This is a genomic window from Nocardioides sp. B129/18, from assembly GCF_055282735.1.
Genome location: NZ_JBUZJI010000005.1, coordinates 49,073 through 67,641, shown reverse-complemented (window position 1 = coordinate 67,641; position 18,569 = coordinate 49,073). Strand labels below are relative to the sequence as shown.

General features: G+C 74.2%; 20 protein-coding genes. 9 read left to right on the top strand and 11 right to left on the bottom strand.

The genetic code is table 11. The features are described 5' to 3' along the window. The first annotated feature begins 34 nt into the window (after positions 1–34). Positions 35–1,555: a delta-60 repeat domain-containing protein gene (locus tag ACZDWJ_RS05310; RefSeq protein WP_463519885.1), complete on the top strand. Its 1,521-nt coding sequence runs from the start codon at positions 35–37 to the stop codon at positions 1,553–1,555. Positions 1,556–1,584: 29 nt separating this feature from the next. Here the strand turns inward: ACZDWJ_RS05310 and ACZDWJ_RS05305 are convergent, their stop codons facing one another. Next, on the bottom strand, positions 1,585–2,676 hold the full coding sequence (locus ACZDWJ_RS05305; RefSeq protein WP_463519884.1) for a glycosyltransferase family protein: 1,092 nt from the start codon (positions 2,674–2,676) through the stop codon (positions 1,585–1,587). Positions 2,677–2,753: 77 nt separating this feature from the next. On the opposite strand from ACZDWJ_RS05305, the gene ACZDWJ_RS05300 reads away from it, so the two are divergent. After that, a complete protein-coding gene (locus ACZDWJ_RS05300) occupies positions 2,754–3,644 on the top strand; it encodes a sulfotransferase domain-containing protein (protein ID WP_463519883.1) in 891 nt (296 codons plus the stop codon). Here the strand turns inward: ACZDWJ_RS05300 and ACZDWJ_RS05295 are convergent. Next, positions 3,605–4,189 carry a hypothetical protein gene (locus ACZDWJ_RS05295; RefSeq protein WP_463519882.1) on the bottom strand — a complete coding sequence of 195 codons (585 nt, stop codon included), beginning with the start codon at positions 4,187–4,189 and terminating at the stop codon, positions 3,605–3,607. The two genes, ACZDWJ_RS05300 and ACZDWJ_RS05295, sit on opposite strands and share 40 nt — an antisense overlap. Positions 4,190–4,330: 141 nt before the next feature. Here ACZDWJ_RS05295 and ACZDWJ_RS05290 point away from each other — a divergent pair, with 141 nt between their 5' ends. From ACZDWJ_RS05290 to ACZDWJ_RS05270, 5 genes are all read left to right on the top strand, one after another. Next, positions 4,331–5,056 carry a TetR/AcrR family transcriptional regulator gene (locus ACZDWJ_RS05290; protein WP_463519881.1) on the top strand — a complete coding sequence of 242 codons (726 nt, stop codon included), beginning with the start codon at positions 4,331–4,333 and terminating at the stop codon, positions 5,054–5,056. A 67-nt stretch (positions 5,057–5,123) separates the two neighbouring features. Continuing rightward, positions 5,124–5,606, top strand: coding sequence for an OsmC family protein (locus tag ACZDWJ_RS05285; RefSeq protein ID WP_463519880.1), 483 nt, complete (start codon positions 5,124–5,126; stop codon positions 5,604–5,606). A gap of 50 nt (positions 5,607–5,656) precedes the next feature. After that, complete coding sequence (locus ACZDWJ_RS05280; protein WP_463519879.1) at positions 5,657–7,036, top strand: MFS transporter; 1,380 nt, start codon at positions 5,657–5,659, stop codon at positions 7,034–7,036. A 52-nt stretch (positions 7,037–7,088) separates the two neighbouring features. Next, entirely contained in the window at positions 7,089–8,075 is a 987-nt protein-coding gene (locus ACZDWJ_RS05275) for a TIGR03617 family F420-dependent LLM class oxidoreductase (RefSeq protein WP_463519878.1), read from the top strand. Between the two features lie 5 nt (positions 8,076–8,080). Then, positions 8,081–8,344, top strand: coding sequence for a PqqD family protein (locus tag ACZDWJ_RS05270; protein ID WP_463519877.1), 264 nt, complete (start codon positions 8,081–8,083; stop codon positions 8,342–8,344). Here ACZDWJ_RS05270 and ACZDWJ_RS05265 read toward each other — a convergent pair. Next, positions 8,331–9,434, bottom strand: coding sequence for a nucleotidyltransferase family protein (locus ACZDWJ_RS05265; protein ID WP_463519876.1), 1,104 nt, complete (start codon positions 9,432–9,434; stop codon positions 8,331–8,333). The two genes, ACZDWJ_RS05270 and ACZDWJ_RS05265, sit on opposite strands and share 14 nt — an antisense overlap. A gap of 16 nt (positions 9,435–9,450) precedes the next feature. Continuing rightward, a complete protein-coding gene (locus ACZDWJ_RS05260) occupies positions 9,451–11,019 on the bottom strand; it encodes a tyrosine-protein kinase domain-containing protein (RefSeq protein ID WP_463519875.1) in 1,569 nt (522 codons plus the stop codon). A 158-nt stretch (positions 11,020–11,177) separates the two neighbouring features. Between ACZDWJ_RS05260 and ACZDWJ_RS05255 the strand changes: the two genes are divergently transcribed. Together ACZDWJ_RS05255 and ACZDWJ_RS05250 are read left to right on the top strand one after the other, a co-directional pair. Further along, a complete protein-coding gene (locus ACZDWJ_RS05255) occupies positions 11,178–11,834 on the top strand; it encodes a hypothetical protein (RefSeq protein ID WP_463519874.1) in 657 nt (218 codons plus the stop codon). Continuing rightward, positions 11,831–12,115 carry a hypothetical protein gene (locus ACZDWJ_RS05250; RefSeq protein WP_463519873.1) on the top strand — a complete coding sequence of 95 codons (285 nt, stop codon included), beginning with the start codon at positions 11,831–11,833 and terminating at the stop codon, positions 12,113–12,115. The genes ACZDWJ_RS05255 and ACZDWJ_RS05250 overlap by 4 nt, the downstream gene beginning before the upstream one ends. Before the next feature lie 60 nt (positions 12,116–12,175). Here the strand turns inward: ACZDWJ_RS05250 and ACZDWJ_RS05245 are convergent, their stop codons facing one another. The 7 genes from ACZDWJ_RS05245 to ACZDWJ_RS05215 all read right to left on the bottom strand — a co-directional run bounded on the left by ACZDWJ_RS05245 (position 12,176) and on the right by ACZDWJ_RS05215 (position 18,560). Next, positions 12,176–13,072 carry an LLM class flavin-dependent oxidoreductase gene (locus ACZDWJ_RS05245; protein ID WP_463519872.1) on the bottom strand — a complete coding sequence of 299 codons (897 nt, stop codon included), beginning with the start codon at positions 13,070–13,072 and terminating at the stop codon, positions 12,176–12,178. Positions 13,073–13,114: 42 nt separating this feature from the next. Then, entirely contained in the window at positions 13,115–13,807 is a 693-nt protein-coding gene (locus ACZDWJ_RS05240) for a dihydrofolate reductase family protein (RefSeq protein WP_463519871.1), read from the bottom strand. Next, positions 13,795–14,316: a class III extradiol ring-cleavage dioxygenase family protein gene (locus ACZDWJ_RS05235; protein WP_463519870.1), complete on the bottom strand. Its 522-nt coding sequence runs from the start codon at positions 14,314–14,316 to the stop codon at positions 13,795–13,797. The genes ACZDWJ_RS05240 and ACZDWJ_RS05235 overlap by 13 nt, the downstream gene beginning before the upstream one ends. After that, on the bottom strand, positions 14,313–15,182 hold the full coding sequence (gene folP, locus ACZDWJ_RS05230; RefSeq protein ID WP_463519869.1) for a dihydropteroate synthase: 870 nt from the start codon (positions 15,180–15,182) through the stop codon (positions 14,313–14,315). The genes ACZDWJ_RS05235 and folP overlap by 4 nt, the downstream gene beginning before the upstream one ends. Beyond that, the gene (locus tag ACZDWJ_RS05225; protein ID WP_463519868.1) at positions 15,179–16,111 is read right to left on the bottom strand and encodes a glucosyl-3-phosphoglycerate synthase; all 933 of its coding nucleotides are present in this window, start codon (positions 16,109–16,111) and stop codon (positions 15,179–15,181) included. Before ACZDWJ_RS05225 ends, folP begins: the two co-directional genes overlap by 4 nt. Before the next feature lie 146 nt (positions 16,112–16,257). Beyond that, positions 16,258–17,166: a glycosyltransferase gene (locus ACZDWJ_RS05220; RefSeq protein ID WP_463519867.1), complete on the bottom strand. Its 909-nt coding sequence runs from the start codon at positions 17,164–17,166 to the stop codon at positions 16,258–16,260. Positions 17,167–17,207: 41 nt separating this feature from the next. After that, complete coding sequence (locus ACZDWJ_RS05215) at positions 17,208–18,560, bottom strand: RCC1 domain-containing protein (protein ID WP_463519866.1); 1,353 nt, start codon at positions 18,558–18,560, stop codon at positions 17,208–17,210. Positions 18,561–18,569 lie beyond the last annotated feature (9 nt).

Below are 18,569 nucleotides of genomic sequence, written 5' to 3'. Positions count from 1 at the left end.
CAGGTCACCGCGGTCGACGGATCGTTGGTCCGGGGTGATCGACCTCTCCCGCCGCACCCTCGTCCGCTCCGCCGCCTGGACGGCACCGGCCATCACCGTCCTCGCCGCCGCCCCGGCGTTCGCCGACTCGGCGTCCGCGGGCACCACGACGGTCGGCACCACCGATGGCGACGCGAGCAGCCGCGTCGGCACCCTCACGCTGCTCCTGAAGCCCGCACCGGCCTCGGCGCTGACCGCCAGCGCCGTCGCGGCCTCCTACGACGTCGTCGGGACGGTCACCTCGACCTTCACCGAGCTGAGCCGCACCACGGCCTCGGCGACCTACGAGCTCACCTTCACCACCGTCGGCACCCCCGCCAGCGTCACGGTCTCCGGCTCGATCGTGGGCTACGGGACGATCCCGTCGACGAAGGTCGACTTCACGGCTCCCGGCACCCGCGACACCTCCTTCACCCCTCCCACGTTCACCGGGACGATCGGCCCCGTCGTCGCCGACGCCCAGGGGCGGCTGCTCGTCGGCGGATCCCTCACCGCCGCCGGCACGACCTCGACCCGAGGCCTGGTGCGACTGACCTCGTCCGGAGCGGTCGACACGACCTTCGCCACGACGACGCTGCCGGGCTCCAGCCTCGTGCGAGCGATCGCACCGCAGCCCTCCGGCGGGGTCGTCGTGGGCGGCGTGTTCAGGAGCTCGACGACGCCCTCCTACACCGCCGTCACAGCGCTGGCGACCGACGGGAGCCGTCCCGCGACCACCTACACGGGGGTCAACACGGTGCTGGTCAGCCCGGCCGTATGGGCGCTCCTGCCCGATGCCGACGGTCGGACCGTGCTCGGGGGCAACTTCATCACCAACAACGGGACCGCCAGCGGGAACCTCGTGCGTCTGACCGCCCAGAGTCAGCCCGACACGACGTTCAACGCGGCCAAGCGCGGCTTCACGACCGGGGGATCCTCGATCGGCACGGTGCGCACCCTCGCCTCGACCTCCACCGGGATCCTGGCAGGAGGGACGTTCGACCGCTTCGCCGATGCGAGCGGCGGTGGGGGCGTGTCGGTGCGCAACCTCGCCCTCCTCGACGCAGCGGGCGTCATCGACGAGCCGTTCGCGACCACGATCGGCACCAACCTGGGCACCTCGTCCCAGGCCGTGACCGCCCTCGCGGTGCAGCCCGACGGCGCGATCCTGGTGGGCGGGACGTTCACCGCCTTCGGCACCGACACCTCGCGCGCCTACCTCGTGCGGATCACCTCGAGCGGCGCGCTCGACGCGACCTTCACCCCGCCGGCCCTCGACGGAGGCGTCAACGCGATCCTCCTGCAGAGCGACGGCCGCATCCTCGTCGGCGGCGCGTTCACCGGGACCGCCACCGGAGCGTTCCTCGTGCGGCTGACCGCATCGGGTGCCGTCGACACGACCTACCGGTTCTCGGCGGAGTCGAACAAGGCCGTCACGGCCCTGGTGCCGGTGCCCGGGCGTCGCGTGGTCGTCGGCGGCACCTTCACCTCCTACGACGGCACCGCCAACTCGGGCCTGGTGCGGCTCCACCGGTGACGGAGCGGGACGCCCGCAGGTCGTCCCCGTCAGAGGCCGAGGAGGGAGCCGGCGAACTCCTCGACGGTGGCCAGACCGGAGGCCGGCACCCGCGCGGCAGGAGGGTCGGCGAGCACCGCCGCGAGCGCGTCGGCGAGATCCGGCGCGCTGCTCCCGGACCACCGCAGGCCGGGATGGTGCTCGGCGTCGGCCCGCAGCGTGGTCGAGCCGGCGACGACGGCAGGCGTGCCGGCCAGCAGGGCCTTGCCCGCGAGACCGCTCGGCCCCTGGTTGTCGTAGGCGAGCACGATCGCGTCGAGGGCGCCCAGGAGCGCATCGAAGGCGCGGTCGTCGAGGAAGGCGTCGTCGTGACGGACGGGATGACCGGCTGCGGCGAGACGAGCCAGACGCTCGTGGACACGGGCGCCGTAGACGGGGTCGGCGCTCCGGCCGGCGACGACGACGCCCACCTCCGGGCCGAGCAGGGCGACGGCGTCGAGCACCTGGAGCACGTTCTTGCGCTCGTGGACGCTGCCGAGCACGCCCACCCACGACGTGCCCGCGTCCAGACGACGGTGGATCCGCGCCTGGGCGATGTCCTCGCTGCTCGCAGCGAGCCACACGGGGTCGCGGACCGCGCGTCCCGTGGCAGGTCGCAGCCCACTGGCCAGGTGGCGCGTCCGCGCACCGGGCAGCAGGGTCAGGCCGAGGGCGAGGACGCGCTTGACCACGAAGCGCGGCACCCCGCCGAGTCGTGCGGCTCGCTCCCGGCCGTGTCGCATCACGAGCAGGGCGACCCGTGGGCGACGGGCCAGCGCGCGACGCCACACGACCGGCGATCGCAGGTGGTGATCGGCGTCGGGCAGCACGAGCAGGGCGTCACGGGCCTGGGCGTGCGCCGCTCGGACGTCGGCGACGCGGACGACCTCGACCTGCGCTCCGAGCTCGGCCAGCGCGGGGACGAGGACGGCAGCGTGCTCCGGGGTCGCCGACGCCATCGGACCCAGCAGCAGCCGGACGGCGACGCCTCGCTCGACGCAGTGCCGAGCCAGCGCGACGACGTAGTGGAGACGATGCCCCGTGCCGTCGAGCTCGAGGATCGCGACGGCCGGCACACGCGCGGAGGGGGTCGAGCGAACCACGGGCGCAGTCTCCCAGCCCGCTCCGTCCCGGGCCCGAGCGTCCAGGTTCGTGGGATGGGGCCCGCGGCGCCTCCCGGATGCGGATCATCCTCGTGATGATCACCGGTCTGCACGCCCCCGCCCCGTCACGGGTCCGACTCCGACGGGCCGTGCGCCGACGACTGCGGCCCGCAGCACCCGCCGGGCCGGGCTTCGTGCCTGTGCCGAGCGATCGGATGCTCGTGTCCTACCCCCGCTCGGGCAGCACCTGGATGCGCTACCTCCTCGCGATGGCCCGCGACCCCTCCGTCGACGCGTCCGACATCGCGATCGAGACCGTCGTCCCGGACATCTACCTGGCCTCCGAGCGCAGACTGCGGGCCCTGCCCTCGCCGCGCGTCCTGAAGTCGCACCAGCCGCCGCAGCCCGGCTATGCCCGCGTGCTCCTGCTGGTGCGCGATCCCGCGGACGTCGTGGTGTCCTACCACCGCTTCCTGACCCTCGTCGGCCGCCCGGTGCCGTCGGATCCGAGCGAGTTCGCCCGCCGGGTGATGTGCGGACCGGCGCCGCTGCCGGAGTTCGACACCTGGGTCGAGCACACCCGGGCCTGGCTCGACGCGGGCGCGCCGGTGCTGCGCTACGAGGACCTCCTGGCCGATCCCCGGGCCGGGCTGCGGACGGCGCTGGCGACGTTGGACCTGCAGGCGGAGGACGCCGCGATCGCGCGGGCCGCCGAGGTGCTCACCCCCGCACGGCTGCGAGCGCTGGAGAGCGGACGCCCGGCCGAGGCCGTGCACCACATCGGGGTCGGCGGGTCGGGAGCCGGCCGACGCGCCCTGGACGTCGCCGCCTGGGATCTGATCAGGACGGCTGCCGGCGACCTGCGGTGGCGCGAGACGCGCCGAGGGGAGGGCGAGACGTCTGGGACGTCCGGGGAGGGCGGGGTGCGTCAGCGGCCCAGGCCGGCGACGTCGATGCGACGGTGGTAGGCCATGCCCGCCACGCCACCGGCGATCGCACCGATCAGAGCAGCCGCGATCACGCCGACGACCGCGACACCGGCCTGCAGCGTCAGCTCACCGAGGTCGCTGGGGATGCGCGGGAAGGAGTCGATCTGACCCAGCACGTCGCACTTCGCACCGGCCACGACACCGAGGACCGCCAGGACGACGGTCATCACCACGGTCCAGGCGAACACGCCCAGACCCTGACGGGCACCGTCGAAGCGCGCCATCCGACCCGCCACGTAGCCACCGGCGACGAAGGAGACCGCGACGACCGCGATCACCAGGATCACCCCGTCCCAGCCGATCGCGTCCGAGGCCTGACCGTCGGAGACCAGGTTGATCGTCACGCCCGTGGCAGCCACCAGACCCGAGAGGATCACCACCAGACCGGTCGCGGAGAGCCAGCCGAAGAAGCCGGCCCCGGGCTTGATGCCCCCGAACCGCTCCTTCTGACGCTCCACGACCGCCTTGCGGTCGGTGGCGGTGGCGTGGGTGGTTCCGGCGGTGTGGTCGGTGTGGATCGACATGGTGACCTCCTCAGGTCGGCTTACGTTGTAAACTTACGACGTAAGCAATCATGACCCGGGATCCTGGAGAGGAAACCCCCGAGGGGTGAGGTCCGCATCACAGCGGCTCCGCCCCCCTCGTCGACGCCAAGGAGGCAGCCGATGCCCACCTCGACCTCCCGCCGCCGCGCGGGCCTGACGCGCGCCGGCGTCGTCGCCGCCGCCCTCGACCACCTGGAGGACAGCGGCCTGGGATCGCTGACGATGCGCGAGCTCGGCAAGCGGCTCAAGGTCGAGGCGATGTCGCTGTACCGCCACGTGCCGGGCAAGGACGAGCTGCTCGACGCCGTCGTCGATCGACTGGTCGAGGAGATGCGTCAGGATCCCGATGTCCCCGCCGAGCCCACCGACGGCTGGCAGGACTTCCTGCGGCGCCTGGCCCAGGGCGTGCGTCGCGTGGCCGTCGCCCACCCGCGCGCCTTCCCGCTCATCGCCTCCCGCCCACCCGAGGCGCCCTGGCTGCGCCCGCCGCTGCGCAGTCTGGACTGGGTGGAGACCTTCCTCGCCGGGCTGCGGGCCGAGGGGTTCAGCGACCGCGCGGCGGTCGACGCCTATCGCGCCTTCACCGGCTTCCTGCTGGGCAACCTGCTGCTCGAGGTCTCCGCCGCCGGCGCCGACATCGGCCCGATGGACGTGCTCGACGGCGAGGACACCGACCCCGCCGACGACCCCGACCTCGCCGCCATGCGGCGCGACTTCCCGGTCGTCGCGTCCCTGCGCGGGCTGCTGCGCGAGGACCGCTCGGCCGAGGAGTTCGAGATCGCCCTCGATCAGCTCATCGAGCGGATCGAGAAGATCCGGGGTCGGGACGAGGCGAGCACGGGCTGATCGAGCGGGGCTTGCGTCCCATGCCTACTATCTCGATTGTTCTTGTCCACTTTCGAGAGGCACTGCCATGACCGTCCGCCCCAAGGAGACCGTCGTCCCGTTCGTCGTCGAGGCCGAGGGCACCGGCGTCGCGCAGCAGCTGCGCGTCCCCGACTCCCCGCACCGCTTCGAGACCGACGCCTACCCCGCCTTCGGCGGCCACGACGCCGCTCCCAGCCCGCTCTTCTACGCCCTCGGCGCCCTCACCTCCTGCAACCAGGTCACCGCCCAGCTGGTCGCGAAGGACCTCGGCATCACCCTGGGCCGCCTGGAGTTCCGCATCCAGGGCGACCTCGACACCGCCGTGCTCGTCGGCGGAGCCGAGGGCAACGCCAACTTCGACCGCGTCGAGGTCACCGCCAGCATCGAGACCGACGCCAGCCCCGAGGACTTCGCGCGCCTGGAGTCCGAGACCGACCGTCGCTGCCCCGTCTCCCAGCTCTTCCGCCGCAGCGGCCTGGAGTTCGTCGCCACCTGGACCCAGGTGCAGCCGCAGCACGCCTCGGCCTGAGGCCCGCCCTCGGCGAGGGTGCGGCGCGGCGTCGCCGTATCCTCGCTGGCGTGCCCGCCACGTCCCGCAACCCCCGCGTCGGGCTGCTGCTCACCGCGCTGGTGCTGCTGACGACGGTCACCGCGATCGTCAGCAGTCTGGGCGCACCGCTTGTGCCGGCGATCGCCGAGCAGTACGACGTCCCGCTCAGCACCGCGCAATGGATGCTGACCGCAGGGCTGCTGTCGGGGGCGGTGTGGACGCCGATCCTCGGGCGGCTGGGCAGCGGACGCCTGCGCAAGCCGGTCATCGTCGCCGGGCTCGGCGTCGTCACCGCCGGCAGCCTGCTGGCGGCCCTGCCGGTGCCCCTGCCGCTGCTGGTGCTCGGACGCGCCTGCCAGGGCGTCGGGATGGGCCTGACGCCGCTGGCGATCGCCGTGGCCCGCGATGTGCTCCCCGCCGAGCGGCTGACCCGGGCCGTGGCGCTGCTGTCGGTCACCACCGTCACCGGCGCCGGGCTCGGCTATCCGCTCTCGGCGTGGGTGGCGCAGGCCGGCGGCGTCCATGCGGCCTACGCGCTGGGCGCGGTGCTCGCGGCCGGCACGCTCGCGATGGCGTGGAGCGTCGTGCCCCACCTGCCCGGCGACGACCCGCAGCCGGTCGACTGGGCGGGCGCGGCGATGCTCTCGGCAGGCATGATCGGCCTGCTGCTCGGCGTCAGCCAGGGCGAGCACTGGGGCTGGGACGACGCCCGCGTGCTCGCGCTCCTCGCCGGTGGGGCCCTGGTGCTCGCCGGCTGGGTGCGGTGGACGCTGCGACGAGCGCAGCCGCTGGTCGACCTGCGGCTCGCGACCCGGCCGGGCGTCGTCAGCCCGAACCTGGTGGCGGTGCTGGCCGGCGTCGGGATGTACACGCTGCTGACCACCTGCGTCGTGCTGGTGCAGGCCGACCCGGACCGTCAGGGCTGGGGTCTCGGCGAGCCGATCGTCGTCTCCGGGCTGCTGCTGGTGCCGTACTCGCTGGCCAGCGTCGCGGGCAGTCGCCTGGCCCAGCAGGTGCGGGCCTGGGTGGGGCCGCGGGCGCTGCTGCCGGCCGGCTGCGCCATCTTCGCCACCGCCACCCTCGGGCTCTCGGTGCTGCACGCCGACCTCATGCTCGCGCTGCTGTGGATGGGGCTGGGCGGCCTCGGCTCCGGCTTCACCTTCTCCTCCCTGGCCGTGCTGATGCTGCCGTTCGTGCCCGCCGCCGAGACCGGCAGCGCGATGGCGTTCAACCAGGTGCTGCGCTACCTCGGCTTCGCCACCGGCTCGGCCACCGCCGTCGCCCTGATGGCCGCCTACGGGGGCGGCGAGCACGGCTTCGAGGCCGCCCTCTGGACCACCTCGCTGGTGTGGCTGGTGGCCGGCGTCGCCTCGTTCGGGCTGGACCGCCGCACCCCCGCCCCCTTGTAACGCGGCTCGGGACCCGGGACGCCGACCCTCGGGAGGTGCCAGGATCAGCGGCGTGCGACTCGACATCCAGCTCGACGCCGGTCCGGCGCAGTCGGCGGAGCGTGCTGCCGAGCTGGCCAGCACCGGCGTCGCGGGCCTGTTCACCTTCGAGGGCCCCCACGACGTGTTCCTGCCGCTGGCGCTGGCGGCGGGCACCGGCCTGGACCTCATGACGAACGTGGCGATCGCCCTGCCCCGCTCGCCGATGCACCTGGCCCACACCGCGTGGGACCTGCAGCTGCTCTCGCAGGGACGCTTCCGGCTGGGGCTGGGCTCGCAGATCCGCCCGCACATCGAGCACCGCTACGGCGCCACCTGGGACCGTCCGGTGGGGCGGATGCGCGAGATCGTCGCGGCCACGCGGGCGATCCTCACCTCCTGGCAGGACGGCACCCGCCTGGACTTCCGCGGCGAGTTCACCCGCCACACCCTCATGCCGCCGACGTTCGTCCCGGGTCCGAACCCGTACGGCGTCCCGCCGATCCTGCTCGGAGCGCTCGGCCCGCAGATGACGCGCGCCGCCGCTGAGGTGGCCGACGGGCTGCTGGTCATGCCGTTCCACTCCCACCGGCACGTGCGCGAGCGGACGCTGCCGGCGCTGGGCACCCCGCGTCCGGGCTTCCTCCTGCAGCCGCAGGCGATCGTCGCGATGGGCACGACGCCCGAGGAGCAGGCGGCGGCCGACCGCGGCGTCGCGGCGCTGCTGGCCTTCTACGGCTCGACGCCGGCCTACCGCTCGGTGCTCGACGTGGAGGGCTGGGGCGAGCTGCAGCCGCAGCTCAACGCGCTGTCGAAGACCGGCGACGTCGCCGCGATGGTCGCGCTGATCACCGAGCCGATGCTGCAGACGCTGGCCGTGCGCGGCACCCCGTCGGAGTGCGCCGCCGAGCTGCACCGCCGCTTCGGCGACCTCGCCGACCGCGTCTGCGCCTACTTCCCCGGCTACGACCCGCCGCTGGAGCAGGTCGCTGCGCTGGCCGCGGCGCTCGAGGCGGGCTGAGGACGATGACGGAGCCGCTGATCCACCGGGTGCCCGGCGTCCCCGACACCCTCGTGCGCGGCCGGCGGGTGCTCCTCGTGGACGACGACCTGGTCTCGCTCGACGCCGTCGGAGCCCGCATCTGGGAGCTGGTGCGCGAGCCGACCTCGCTGGACCGGCTCGTCGAGGTGCTCGCCGCCGAGCACGACGCGCCACCCGAGGTGGTCCGCGCCGACGTCACCTCGTTCGTCGACGAGCTGGTCGGCCGGGGAGCGCTCAGCCGCCGGTGAGCCGTCGCGGCCCCCGACGTCCCCGGTGGGCGAGGAGCCCGCGCAGCGTGCCGGAGCCGTCGTCGGCGACCCCGAGCGCCTTGAACGCGGCGAATCGCGCGAGCTCGCGCGGGTGGCGGCTCTCCCGCAGCCGCGCCGTCGCCTCCTCGCGCAGCGCCGCCGCGTAGGGAGACTCGGAGATCCCGCTGCCGCTGCGCTGCCAGAGGGCGGCCTCGGCCAGGTCGTCGGCGGTGCGACGCACGGGGGGAGCGTCCCCGACGCCCAGCTGGGCGCGGACCACCGCGAGCGTGCGCCGCACCGCGCGGGTCTCCCGCGAGGGTCGGATGCCGCGGGCGAGGAGGGCGGCCACGTCGAGCAGGCCGCGCAGCGACGCCCAGTGGTCCTTCGCCGCGTGATGGCACAGGTGGGTGAGGGCGTCGGCGTCGCCGAGCGTGGCGACGGGGACCCCGGCGAGGTCGACCCGGGCGCGAGCCGACCAGAGCTCCTCGAACCCCGGGAGCCCGCTGCGCACGGGTCCGAGGTCCCAGTGCAGGTCGATCGTGACGCCGTCGCGGTCGAACGGGAGCTCGTAGTAGGCCCAGCGCAGGTAGGAGAAGCCGGTGGAGTCGACGGGACGCAGGAACGTCGGATCGGGCCGCCACCCGGCGTCCTGCAGGAGCGCTGCGGTCTCGACCACGTCGTCGCGGCGCACCAGGACGTCGAGGTCGCCGGGATCGCGGCTCGCGGGATCGTCGTAGGCCCGCGCGGCCAGACAGGGACCCTTGAGCGCCAGCGAGCGGAGGCCGGCGCGCTCGAGGTCGGAGGCGACCTCGAGCGTGCGGCGGATCTGGGTCAGCGACGAGAGCCGAGCCGCGTCGGCCCGCTCCTGGATGATCCCCCGCGCGTGATCGGACACCTCGAGCCGGGACCCGTGGAGGTCGAGGAACGGGGCGAGCCGGTGGCGGGTCACGACGTCGAGGAGGTCGTCGTCGGGGAGGTCGGGACGCCACGCGTCGGCGCCGGCGAGGAGCAGCCGCAGACCCGCGCGCACCCGGGCGACGTCATGGGCGGACGCGCCGCGCTCGGGGCTGCGGGTCGCAGCGGTGGTCATCGGGTGGCGCCGACGCTCAGGCGTCGACGGCCTTCTCCTCGGCCTGGTGGCGCCCCGAGCCGAGGGCGGGCTCGGCAGGCGTCACCGGCGGCACGGTCGGCGCGGCGGGCGACGGCGTGGACGCCGCCGGCCGGCGGGCGGCCTTGCGCTCCGCCTTCGCCTCGGTCCGGGCCGCCTTGCGGGCCTGCCGGCGGGAGCGTCGCGAGGGCTTCTCGCCCTTGGCATAGCCCTTGCGGTAGTAGTACAGCTCCGGCGCGCTGCGCTCGATGCGGTTGAGGACCACGCCGAGCACCCGCGCGCCGACCCGCTCGAGGCTGGCCAGCGCCGAGCGCATCTCGTGGTCGGCGGTCTTGCGGTAGGACACCACCAGCAGCACCCCGTCGCACTGCGGAGCCAGCACCGCGGCGTCGGTGACCGGCAGGAGCGGGGCGGCGTCGACGAGCACGAGCCCGTCCTCGGCGAGGCGGCGCAGGAGCGTGGCCATCGCCTGGGAGCCCAGCAGCTCGCTGGGGTTGGGCGGGACGCTGCCGGCGGGCAGGATCCGCAGCCCCTCCACGTCGGGCGAGCTCTGGAGCGCCGTGTCGACGTCGACGGACCCGACGAGCACGTCGGTGAGCCCCACGACGTCGTCGACGTGCAGGCGGGAGGCGACGGTGGAGCGGCGCAGGTCGGCGTCGACGAGGGTGACCGGACGCCCGGCGCTGGCGATCGCGGCCGCGAGGTTGACCACGGCCGTCGACTTGCCGTCGGACTCCCGCGGGCTGGTGACGACGATGACCTGCGGCGGGTGGTCGACGTCGGTGTAGCTGAGGTTCGTGCGCAGCTTGCGGAACGCCTCGCCCGCACCGGACGGGATCCCGCCGAAGGTGGTCTGGGCGGCGACGCCCGGGCCGTCGTGGGCGTCGAGCTCCTTGGCGACCGGGATCTCGCCGATCACGGTGTGACCGAACTCCTCCTCGATCATCGCCGCCGACCGCAGGCGGCGGTCGAGCTGGTGGCGGCCGATGGCGTAGACGAGTCCGAGGAGCAGACCCAGGATGAGCCCGATGGCGGTGTCGCGCCGCGGCTGCGGGGAGATCGGCGCGCCCGGGAGGGCGGCGGCGACGAACGGCTTGACCGTCGGCGCCTGCGGCGCGGTGCCCTGCGGGTCCTCCAGGCGCGTGACCTCGGCGGCGATGCCGCTGACCCAGGCGTCGGCGAGCCGCTGGGCGGACTCGGGGTCGCCGGCGCGCGCGGTGACCTTGAGCAGCACGGTGTCCTCGGGCTGCGTGACGGTGACGCTGCCGATCAGGGCGCCGGGCGAGGTGTCGAGGCCGAGCTGATCGATGACCCGCTGGGCGACGGCGCGGCTGGTGGCGATGTCGACGTAGGAGGTGGCCCGCGACTTCGCGAGGCTGTCGCTGACCGAGGCCTCGCCGGGGCTGTTGGACGGGCCGCCGACCGAGACGAAGCCGCTGGCGTCAGCGGCGTACACCTTGGGTCGCGAGCTCGAGTACAGACCCGCGCCCACCGTCACGAGGATGACGATCAGGATCGCGCCCAGCCAGTGGCTGCGCAGCGCTCGCAGATACTCTCTCGGTTCCAATGACTTCCCCTCGTCCACGCGCCGTTGCGCGACCCACCCCGTCGTCGACCGACCCGATCCTGCTCCGGGTGCTCGACGCGCGCGTCGAGGTGCTCCCGAGAGGCGCGGCCGCGGGCGTGCTGAGAGCCAGCATCCAGCATGCGTGGGGGCGCTGTCTCATGATCCCGGGAGACGGTGGCGCGCCGCACACCGCTCCTGCGGAGCGCCTGGAGCTGGTGCTCGACGACGAGGCCGACCTGCGCGCGCGGATGGAGGACCTCACCAACCTGATGACGCGCGCGGCGATCAGCCACGGCGTCGGCCGACTGGTGATGCTGCATGCGGCCGTGCTCGCCGATCCCGCCTCCGGCCGGGCCGCGGTGCTCGTCGGGCCGTCGGGCCGCGGCAAGACGACCGCCACCCGCGTCCTCGGGCGTCGGCTGGGGTACGTGTCCGACGAGACCGCCGGCCTCGAGGCGTCCGGACGGATCCACCCCTACGCCAAGCCGCTGTCGCTGCTCGGCCCCGACGGGCTGCGCCCGAAGGACACCGTGAGCCCCGACGACCTCGGCCTGCTCCCCGCGCCCGACGACGTCCGGCTGGGGGCCCTGCTGCTGCTCGACCGCTCGCCGGACGCACCGAGCACCCCGCTCGTCGCGGACGTGCCGCTGCTCGAGGGTCTGGTGGCGTTGGCGGAGCAGAGCTCGAGCCTGGCCGTGCTCGAGCGTGGACTGCACCGGGTCGCCGACCTCGCCGCCGACGTCGGCGGCATCCGCCGGATCCGCTACCGCGAGGCCGAGACGCTGCCCGACGTCGTCGAGCGGCTGCTGCGATGAGCCCCGCCTACGTCCGTGGCGCCTGGGACGACTGGCTGGTCGAGGACGAGGAGTCGGTGGTGCTGGTGGGCGAGCAGGTCGCCCGGCTCTCGGTCCTCGGGACGCTGCTGCTCTCCCTGCTCGACGACCAGCCGCGCACGGCCGACGACCTCGCTTTCTCAGCCGTGGCTCGGCTCGGCGAGGCTCCTCCCGACGCGGTCGCCGCCGCCCTCGACGCCGCCCTCGACGCGCTGGTCGGGCTGGGCGTGGTGCGCCGGGTCGACGCTCCGGCCGGCATGTAACGCGGAGTCCCGTGCACTGGCCCCCGGTTATGGCCGGTGGGAAGTGCACGGGACTCCGCGTTACAAGAGCTCGGCCACCCGCGCCACCTGCTCCACCGAGGAGTCGGTGGGGATCAGCTGCACCTCGTCGCAGCCGAGGTCGGCGAAGGAGTCGAGGACGGCGCGCAGCTGCGGCAGGGTGCCGGCGAAGCCGGTGGTGGGGGCCAGTGCGTCGACGAGCGAGGCCGGCAGCCAGCTCATGTAGTGCCGCAGGTGGCGGTGCACCTGGGCGCGGGGGCCGCGGTGGTCGGCGGTCTCCTCGAGGGCGAACCAGAACGACGTCGTCAGGCGCGGGGCGGCGCGGCCGGCGTCGGCCCAGGAGGTGCGGGCGAGGTCGAAGAGGCCCCCGACGGCCGCCGGGTCGAGGTCGAGGGTGACGCCGGCCAGGCCGTCGGCCCAGGAGGCGGCGTGCGCGATGGTGCGCGGGCCCATGGTGCCGACCAGCATCTCCGGACCGCCGGGCTGCAGGGGCGCCGGTCCGACGGAGCGGGTGGCGCCCTCGGGGGTCTCGCCCGCCCACACCGCGCGCATGGTGGCGACGCGGGCGGCCATGTCGCGCATGGTCTGGGTGGCGAGGTCGGCGCCGGCGGTGCGGTAGTCCTCCTCGCGGCCGCCCACCCCGACGCCGACGCTGAGGCGTCCGCCGCAGAGCCGGTCGGCGGTGGCCAGCGCCTTGGCGAGCAGCACCGGCTGGTGCAGCTGCGGGACGACGACGGTGGTGGCCACGCGCACCCGGGAGGTCCAGGCGGCGACGGCGCCGAGCAGCGTCAGCGTCTCGGGATTGTCGAAGGCGACCCGCTCGCCGAAGCAGAGGCTGGAGAACGGGCCGTCGTCGACGGCGCGCGCCCAGCGCTCGAGGGTGTCGGGAGCCGCCCAGAGGTCGGGCTCCATGACGGGCAGGGTGAGGCCCACGTCCATGGGCCGCACCCTAGGGCCGGTCGGCGGGCGCCGACCAGGGAACTACGAGACGTCGGTGGAGGCGATGGTCCAGCGGCCGAAGAGGGTGCCGGCGTCCTCGAGGAGCAGCGCGAGCTCGAGCGGGTTGTCGACGGGCGCGCCCTCGGTGATGCGCGGGTAGGCGCCGGCCACGAGGCGCGGCACCGAGGTGGCGGTGAGCTCGTCGGCGGCGCCCTGGTGGACGAGGTCGCGCAGCAGGTGCGGGCCGCCCTCGCAGAGCTGGTGGCCCCAGCCGCGGTCGGCGAGGGTCTGCTTGAGCAGCGGCAGGTCGACGCGGTGGCTGCCGAGGGTGAGCACGTGCTCCTCGCCGAGCAGCTCGCGGGCCTTCTCGATGCCGTCCGAGCGCGAGCAGGTGGCCAGGTAGACCGAGCCGGCGGGCGCGTCGCGCAGCGTCTCGGGCACCTGCGCCTTGCGGCTGACCAGGACGATGGGGCGCTGCGCGGGGCGGTAGCCCTCGGCCTTCGCGGTGCCGGCGCCGACGACGATGACGTCGGCGAGCTCGCGCAGGACGTCGAAGACCCGCTTGTCGGCGGCGTTGTTGATCGAGCCGCTGCGGCCGTTGGCGCCGGTGGCGCTGCCGTCCACGGTGGAGACCATGTTGACGCGCAGGAACGGCGCCGAGGGCGCCGCGTAGAGCGCGCGCAGGTCGTCGTCGGTGAGCTCGCCGGTCTGGTCGGCGCCGGTCAGGACTCGCATTGCCACCTCATCACCCAGTACTGGACGCCGAAGGGGTCGTCGGCGTAGTCCACCTGGGCCGAGCTCGCGGTGTCGAGCAGGTCGGCCAGGCGGGCGAACCCGTCGGGGTGGCCGATCATCAGCTCCGCGGCGAGTGCGCCGTCCAACTGTCTCAAACCGTCCGGAGCCGGAGCACGGAGGGCCTCCCCCAGCGCTGCGTCGACGCCGGCGGCGCGCTCGTCGAGGTGGCCGGGGGCCTTCTCGGTGCGGGTGGCCGAGCCGTTGGCGACGACGACGACGGCGTCCGCACCGCCCTCGGCGAGGGTGCCGGCGGCCCGGGCCTCGGCCCGCAGCGCCTCGACGACGCGGGCGCCCTGCGGCTCGGCGACGACCTGCGCCTCGGCACCGGCCCAGCCCACCGCGGCGACGGCGGCTACGCGCAGCTCGGCGACGGGATCGGTCTGGCCGGCGTACTGCGGCAGCAGGGCCAGGACGCCGGGCACCAGGACGACGCGGCTGGGGGTGCTCACTGCAGACCTCGGATCGCTCGGCGGGGCAGGCGCACCCCGGTGATGACGTCGACCATGTCGACGGTCTGGCGGGTCTCGACGACCTGGTGGACGCGGTAGATGCGGGCGCCGGCCTGGGCGCACAGCGCGGTGGCGGCCAGGGTGCCGATGAGGCGCTCGCCGACGGGCAGGTCGAGCGACTCCCCCACGAAGTCCTTGTTCGACAGCGAGACCAGCACGGGGCGGCCGCGTCCGGCCTCGACCATCTCGCCGATCCGGCGGGTGACCTCGAGGGAGTGGAAGGTGTTCTTGCCGAAGTCGTGCGCGGGGTCGATGACGACGCTCTCCTCGCGCACGCCGGCGGCGACGGCGCGGTCGGCGTAGGCCATGGTGTCGGCGATGGCGCTGGCGACGACGTCGTCGTACTCCAGGCGGTAGGGCCGGGTGCGCGGCGTGACGCCGCCGGTGTGGGTGCAGATGATCGCGGCGTCGTGCTGGGCGGCGACGTCGACGAGCTCGGGGTCGGCGCCGCCCCAGGCGTCGTTGAGCACGTCGGCGCCGGCGGCGCACACGGCGTCGCCGACCTCGGCGCGCCAGGTGTCGACGCTGATCACCAGCCGCGGGTAGGTCTCGCGCACCCGGGCGACGAAGTCGACCACGCGGGCCTTCTCCTCCTCGGGCCCGATCTCGACGCCGGGCGCGGCCTTGATGCCGCCGATGTCGACGATCTCCGCGCCCTGCTCGACGACGGCGGCGACCCGCTCGAACGCCTTGTCCTCGGCCCAGGTGGCGCCCTGGTCGAAGAAGGAGTCCGGCGTCCGGTTGACGATCGCCATCATCAGCTTGTGGTCGTCGGCGAACTCGTGCCGACGCAGTCTGAGGGTCACTGCACGCTCCTCGCGGGGGGCCGCTCGCCGACGCGGACGTCGCGCTCGGCGGGTTCGATGCGCCCCTCCTGGGGGCGGTACTGCCGCAGCACGACGCTGGCGTCGAGCTGCTCGGGCGGGCTCTGGAGGTCGCGTCGGCGCTGCACGGCGGCCAGCAGCTGGGTGGCCATCGCGCCGAGGTCGTGCAGCGGCTGGTGGGAGTGGGCGCGGACGCCGAGGCCCACCTGGGCGAGGGCGTCGACGCCGAGCAGCCGGGCGGTGTCGATGAGGGAGGCGATCTCGACGGCGTAGCCGGTGGGCACGCTCAGCTGCTCGAACAGCGAGCGGCGGATCGCCCACTCGCCGGCCAGCGGCTGCACCAGCCCGGCCAGCGCGGGGTGCTCGAGGGCGATGACGGGCCGGGCGACGAGCTCGGTGACGCGGCCGCCGTCGAGGGGGCCGGCCTGCCCGGGCCGCTCGTAGTAGCCCTTGACCAGCGCCACCTCGGGGCGGGTGAGCAGCGGCCCGAGGAGGCCAGGCACGAAGTGGGTGTCCCAGTCGGTGAGGTCGGCGTCCATGAAGACGATCAGCTCGCCGCGGGTGACGAACAGCGACTTCCACATCGCCTCGCCCTTGCCGGGCACCGAGCCGAGGTCGGGACGGATGTCGCGGGTGCGGTGGACGACGGCGCCGGCGTCGGCGGCGATCGCGGCCGTGGCGTCGGTGGAGTCGGAGTCGATGACGACGATCTCGTCGAGCAGCCCGGCGGAGTCGAGCAGCGCCTCGCGCACCCGGGTGACGACGTCACCGACGGTGGCGGCCTCGTTGCGGGCCGGCACGACCAGCGAGACGCACTGCTCGCCCTTGGCCTCGCGCAGCTGCTCGAGGGTCCACTCGTGCCATTGGTGGGTGTTGCGGTCGAACCACGCAGCAGCCGGGGACGTGGTCACGTCGGCGAGCGTAGCCAAGCCCCGTCCGGCATCCCGGGCCGAGTGGGTGAGACCCCGCACTCGTCTCGCCGGATCTCGACAGGCTCGATCCCCCGGATCGGTCGGTGATCGAGCCTGCCTTCGGCGCTCGAGCCTGACGAGACCCCTCAGCGGCGCACGGCCCGCCCCACCCGACGCAGCGCGTCCGATCGGTGCAGCCGCCGCTCGACGCGCAGCCGGGCCCGATCGCGCAGCCACACGCCCTGCGGCGCGACGACGTCGTCGGGCAGGTGCCGGCGGGCCAGGCGGGCGTAGGTGGTGGCGGCGTGCCGGACGTAGGACGGCGTGAGCAGCCCGGCGTGGAAGTGCGAGTGGTCGCGCCGCGCGCGGTCGCGCCACAGGTGCTCCCAGAGGTGGAGGCTGACGGCGTCGGGCGGCAGCTCCACGTCGCGCTCGAAGAGGTCGGCGATCCCGTCGGGGGTGTGGTCGAGGGAGAACAACGCGGTGCGCGGCAGCACCCGCAGCGCCTCGGGCATCCGCTGGCTGAGCCGGTAGGGCAGCACGGTGGAGTGGTTGCTCCAGGAGCCGTCGAACGCGGCGGGCATCTCCTGGAGCCAGGTGGCGATGAACGCGCTGCCGGGCTCGGCGGCGATCCAGGCGTTGCACAGCGAGCCCTCGGCTCCGTCCGGCGGCGTCTCGTGGCCCATGACGGCCGGGGCGTCGAGCCACTCCAGCGGCAGCGGTCGCACGAAGAGGGAGTCGATGTCGGCGTAGACCCCGCCCTCGCGCAGCAGGATCTCCAGCCGGACGACGTCGGACTCGTGGGCGTAGCGGTACTGCTCGAGCTCGGGCGGCGAGGCGCCGAGCCCCGCGCCGGGCTCGATGGGTCGCACCTCGACGTCGTCGACGATCCGCTCCCACCACGGACCCCACGGCGTCTCCCGCAGGTGCACGACCACCCGGAAGTCCGGATGCAGGTCGAGGCACGAGCGCAGCGCGAGGTGGTGCAGCAGCGGGAACGGCTCGGTCTGCGGGCGCATGCCGTAGACGAAGTGGAGGACGCGAGGGATCGTCACGGGCTCATGGTGACGGCGCGGGCGGTGGCGCGGGCGGGATCTCAGTCGAGCATGACCTTGTCGGTGAGCACCGGCGACGCGGTGAGGAGGGTGCCGGTGCCCCCGGTCGACGTCGTGCCGGTCACGCCGGAGAGCAGGGAGCCTCCCCACGCGTAGAGGACGCCGTCGTCGGCGAGCGCGAACTGGGCCGCGCCCACGGCGATGTCGGTGAAGGTGCGGCCGGCGACGTCGAGCCTCACGGCGTCTCCGGTGCTGACGGTGCCCCCACCGTTGCCTCCATAGAGGCCGCCCCAGGTCCAGACCTCGCCGGTGTCGGTGAGCGCCATCGCGCCCCCGGGGCCAGCGACGACCTTGACCCAGGTCTTGCCGGGGGGCAGGGCGGTGACCTCGTGGATCCGGTAGTCGGTCGTCGTCGCCTTGTTGCCGAGGCGCCCGCTGGATGCAGTCTGGCCCCACGAGAACACCTTGGTGACGCCGTTGAGCGTCCCGAGAGCGACGGCGAACGCGCCCCCTGCGCTCACCTGGCTGAAGACCACGCCCGCGGCGTCACCGTTCGCCGACGAGGTGACGAGCTTCTTCGGCACTGACTGAGCGCTCAAGGTGCTGGAGCCCGACGCGAGGTACTGGGTGGCTCCCCAGCCGTACAGCTCACCGCCGGCGACCACGACCACGGCATCGGCCGAGGGGTTGGATCCTCCTGGGCCGCAGACGGCGACGGAGGTCACCGTGCCCGCGGCCAGCTCGGAGCCGCCGGTGGGGGACGTCGCGGTCGCCTTGAAGGTCAGGGTGGAGGTGCTCGTGGTGCCGTTGCCGAGCTCGCCGTTGTCGTTGGCGCCGGCGACGTACACGGTGCCCCCGGCCACCACCGCCTGGATCCGCCCGCCGTAGGCACCGGTGGTGACCGACGCGGCTGGCAGGTCCGAGCTCGGGCTCACGAGGACAGGTCCGGGGCTGGTGGCCGTGGTACCGCCCTGCCCGTAGACGAACTGGCCACCGGCGTAGACGGCTCCGTCGACGCCGAGCAGGCTGTAGTGGAGGTACGCGCCGAATCCCCCGCCTGCCCAGTTGTGCCATAGCGCCTTGGTGGTGACCGTCCCGAGCGCTGTGACCGGTGCGGGAACGAAATCGGTGGTCGTGCTGCTGGACCCCCGGTAATTCTGGCTGCCGCACACGTACGCGGTGGTGCCGGCGATCATGTACGACGCAGCGGCGGCCGAGCTCGAGCGCCCGCCCGTCGGCAGCACCCACTCCCGGAACCGCGTGCGCCACCCCGTCGACACCGCACCGGCGGTCGTCGGCACGCTCGCCGAGACCTGCAGCAGCGCCGCGTGCCTGCTCGGCTTGGTGTAGGCGTAGGACACCGACGCGACACCCGCCGCGTTCGTCGTCGCCACCTGGGTCGT

Bases quoted from the DNA above. Each gene is read 5' to 3' on its own strand.
- ACZDWJ_RS05300 (WP_463519883.1), top strand. From the start codon at position 2,754: ATGCGGATCATCCTCGTGATGATCACCGGTCTGCACGCCCCCGCCCCG.
- ACZDWJ_RS05295 (WP_463519882.1), bottom strand. From the start codon at position 4,189: ATGTCGATCCACACCGACCACACCGCCGGAACCACCCACGCCACCGCC.
- ACZDWJ_RS05290 (WP_463519881.1), top strand. From the start codon at position 4,331: ATGCCCACCTCGACCTCCCGCCGCCGCGCGGGCCTGACGCGCGCCGGC.
- ACZDWJ_RS05285 (WP_463519880.1), top strand. From the start codon at position 5,124: ATGACCGTCCGCCCCAAGGAGACCGTCGTCCCGTTCGTCGTCGAGGCC.
- ACZDWJ_RS05270 (WP_463519877.1), top strand. From the start codon at position 8,081: ATGACGGAGCCGCTGATCCACCGGGTGCCCGGCGTCCCCGACACCCTC.
- ACZDWJ_RS05265 (WP_463519876.1), bottom strand. From the start codon at position 9,434: ATGACCACCGCTGCGACCCGCAGCCCCGAGCGCGGCGCGTCCGCCCAT.
- ACZDWJ_RS05255 (WP_463519874.1), top strand. From the start codon at position 11,178: ATGATCCCGGGAGACGGTGGCGCGCCGCACACCGCTCCTGCGGAGCGC.
- ACZDWJ_RS05250 (WP_463519873.1), top strand. From the start codon at position 11,831: ATGAGCCCCGCCTACGTCCGTGGCGCCTGGGACGACTGGCTGGTCGAG.
- ACZDWJ_RS05245 (WP_463519872.1), bottom strand. From the start codon at position 13,072: ATGGACGTGGGCCTCACCCTGCCCGTCATGGAGCCCGACCTCTGGGCG.
- ACZDWJ_RS05240 (WP_463519871.1), bottom strand. From the start codon at position 13,807: ATGCGAGTCCTGACCGGCGCCGACCAGACCGGCGAGCTCACCGACGAC.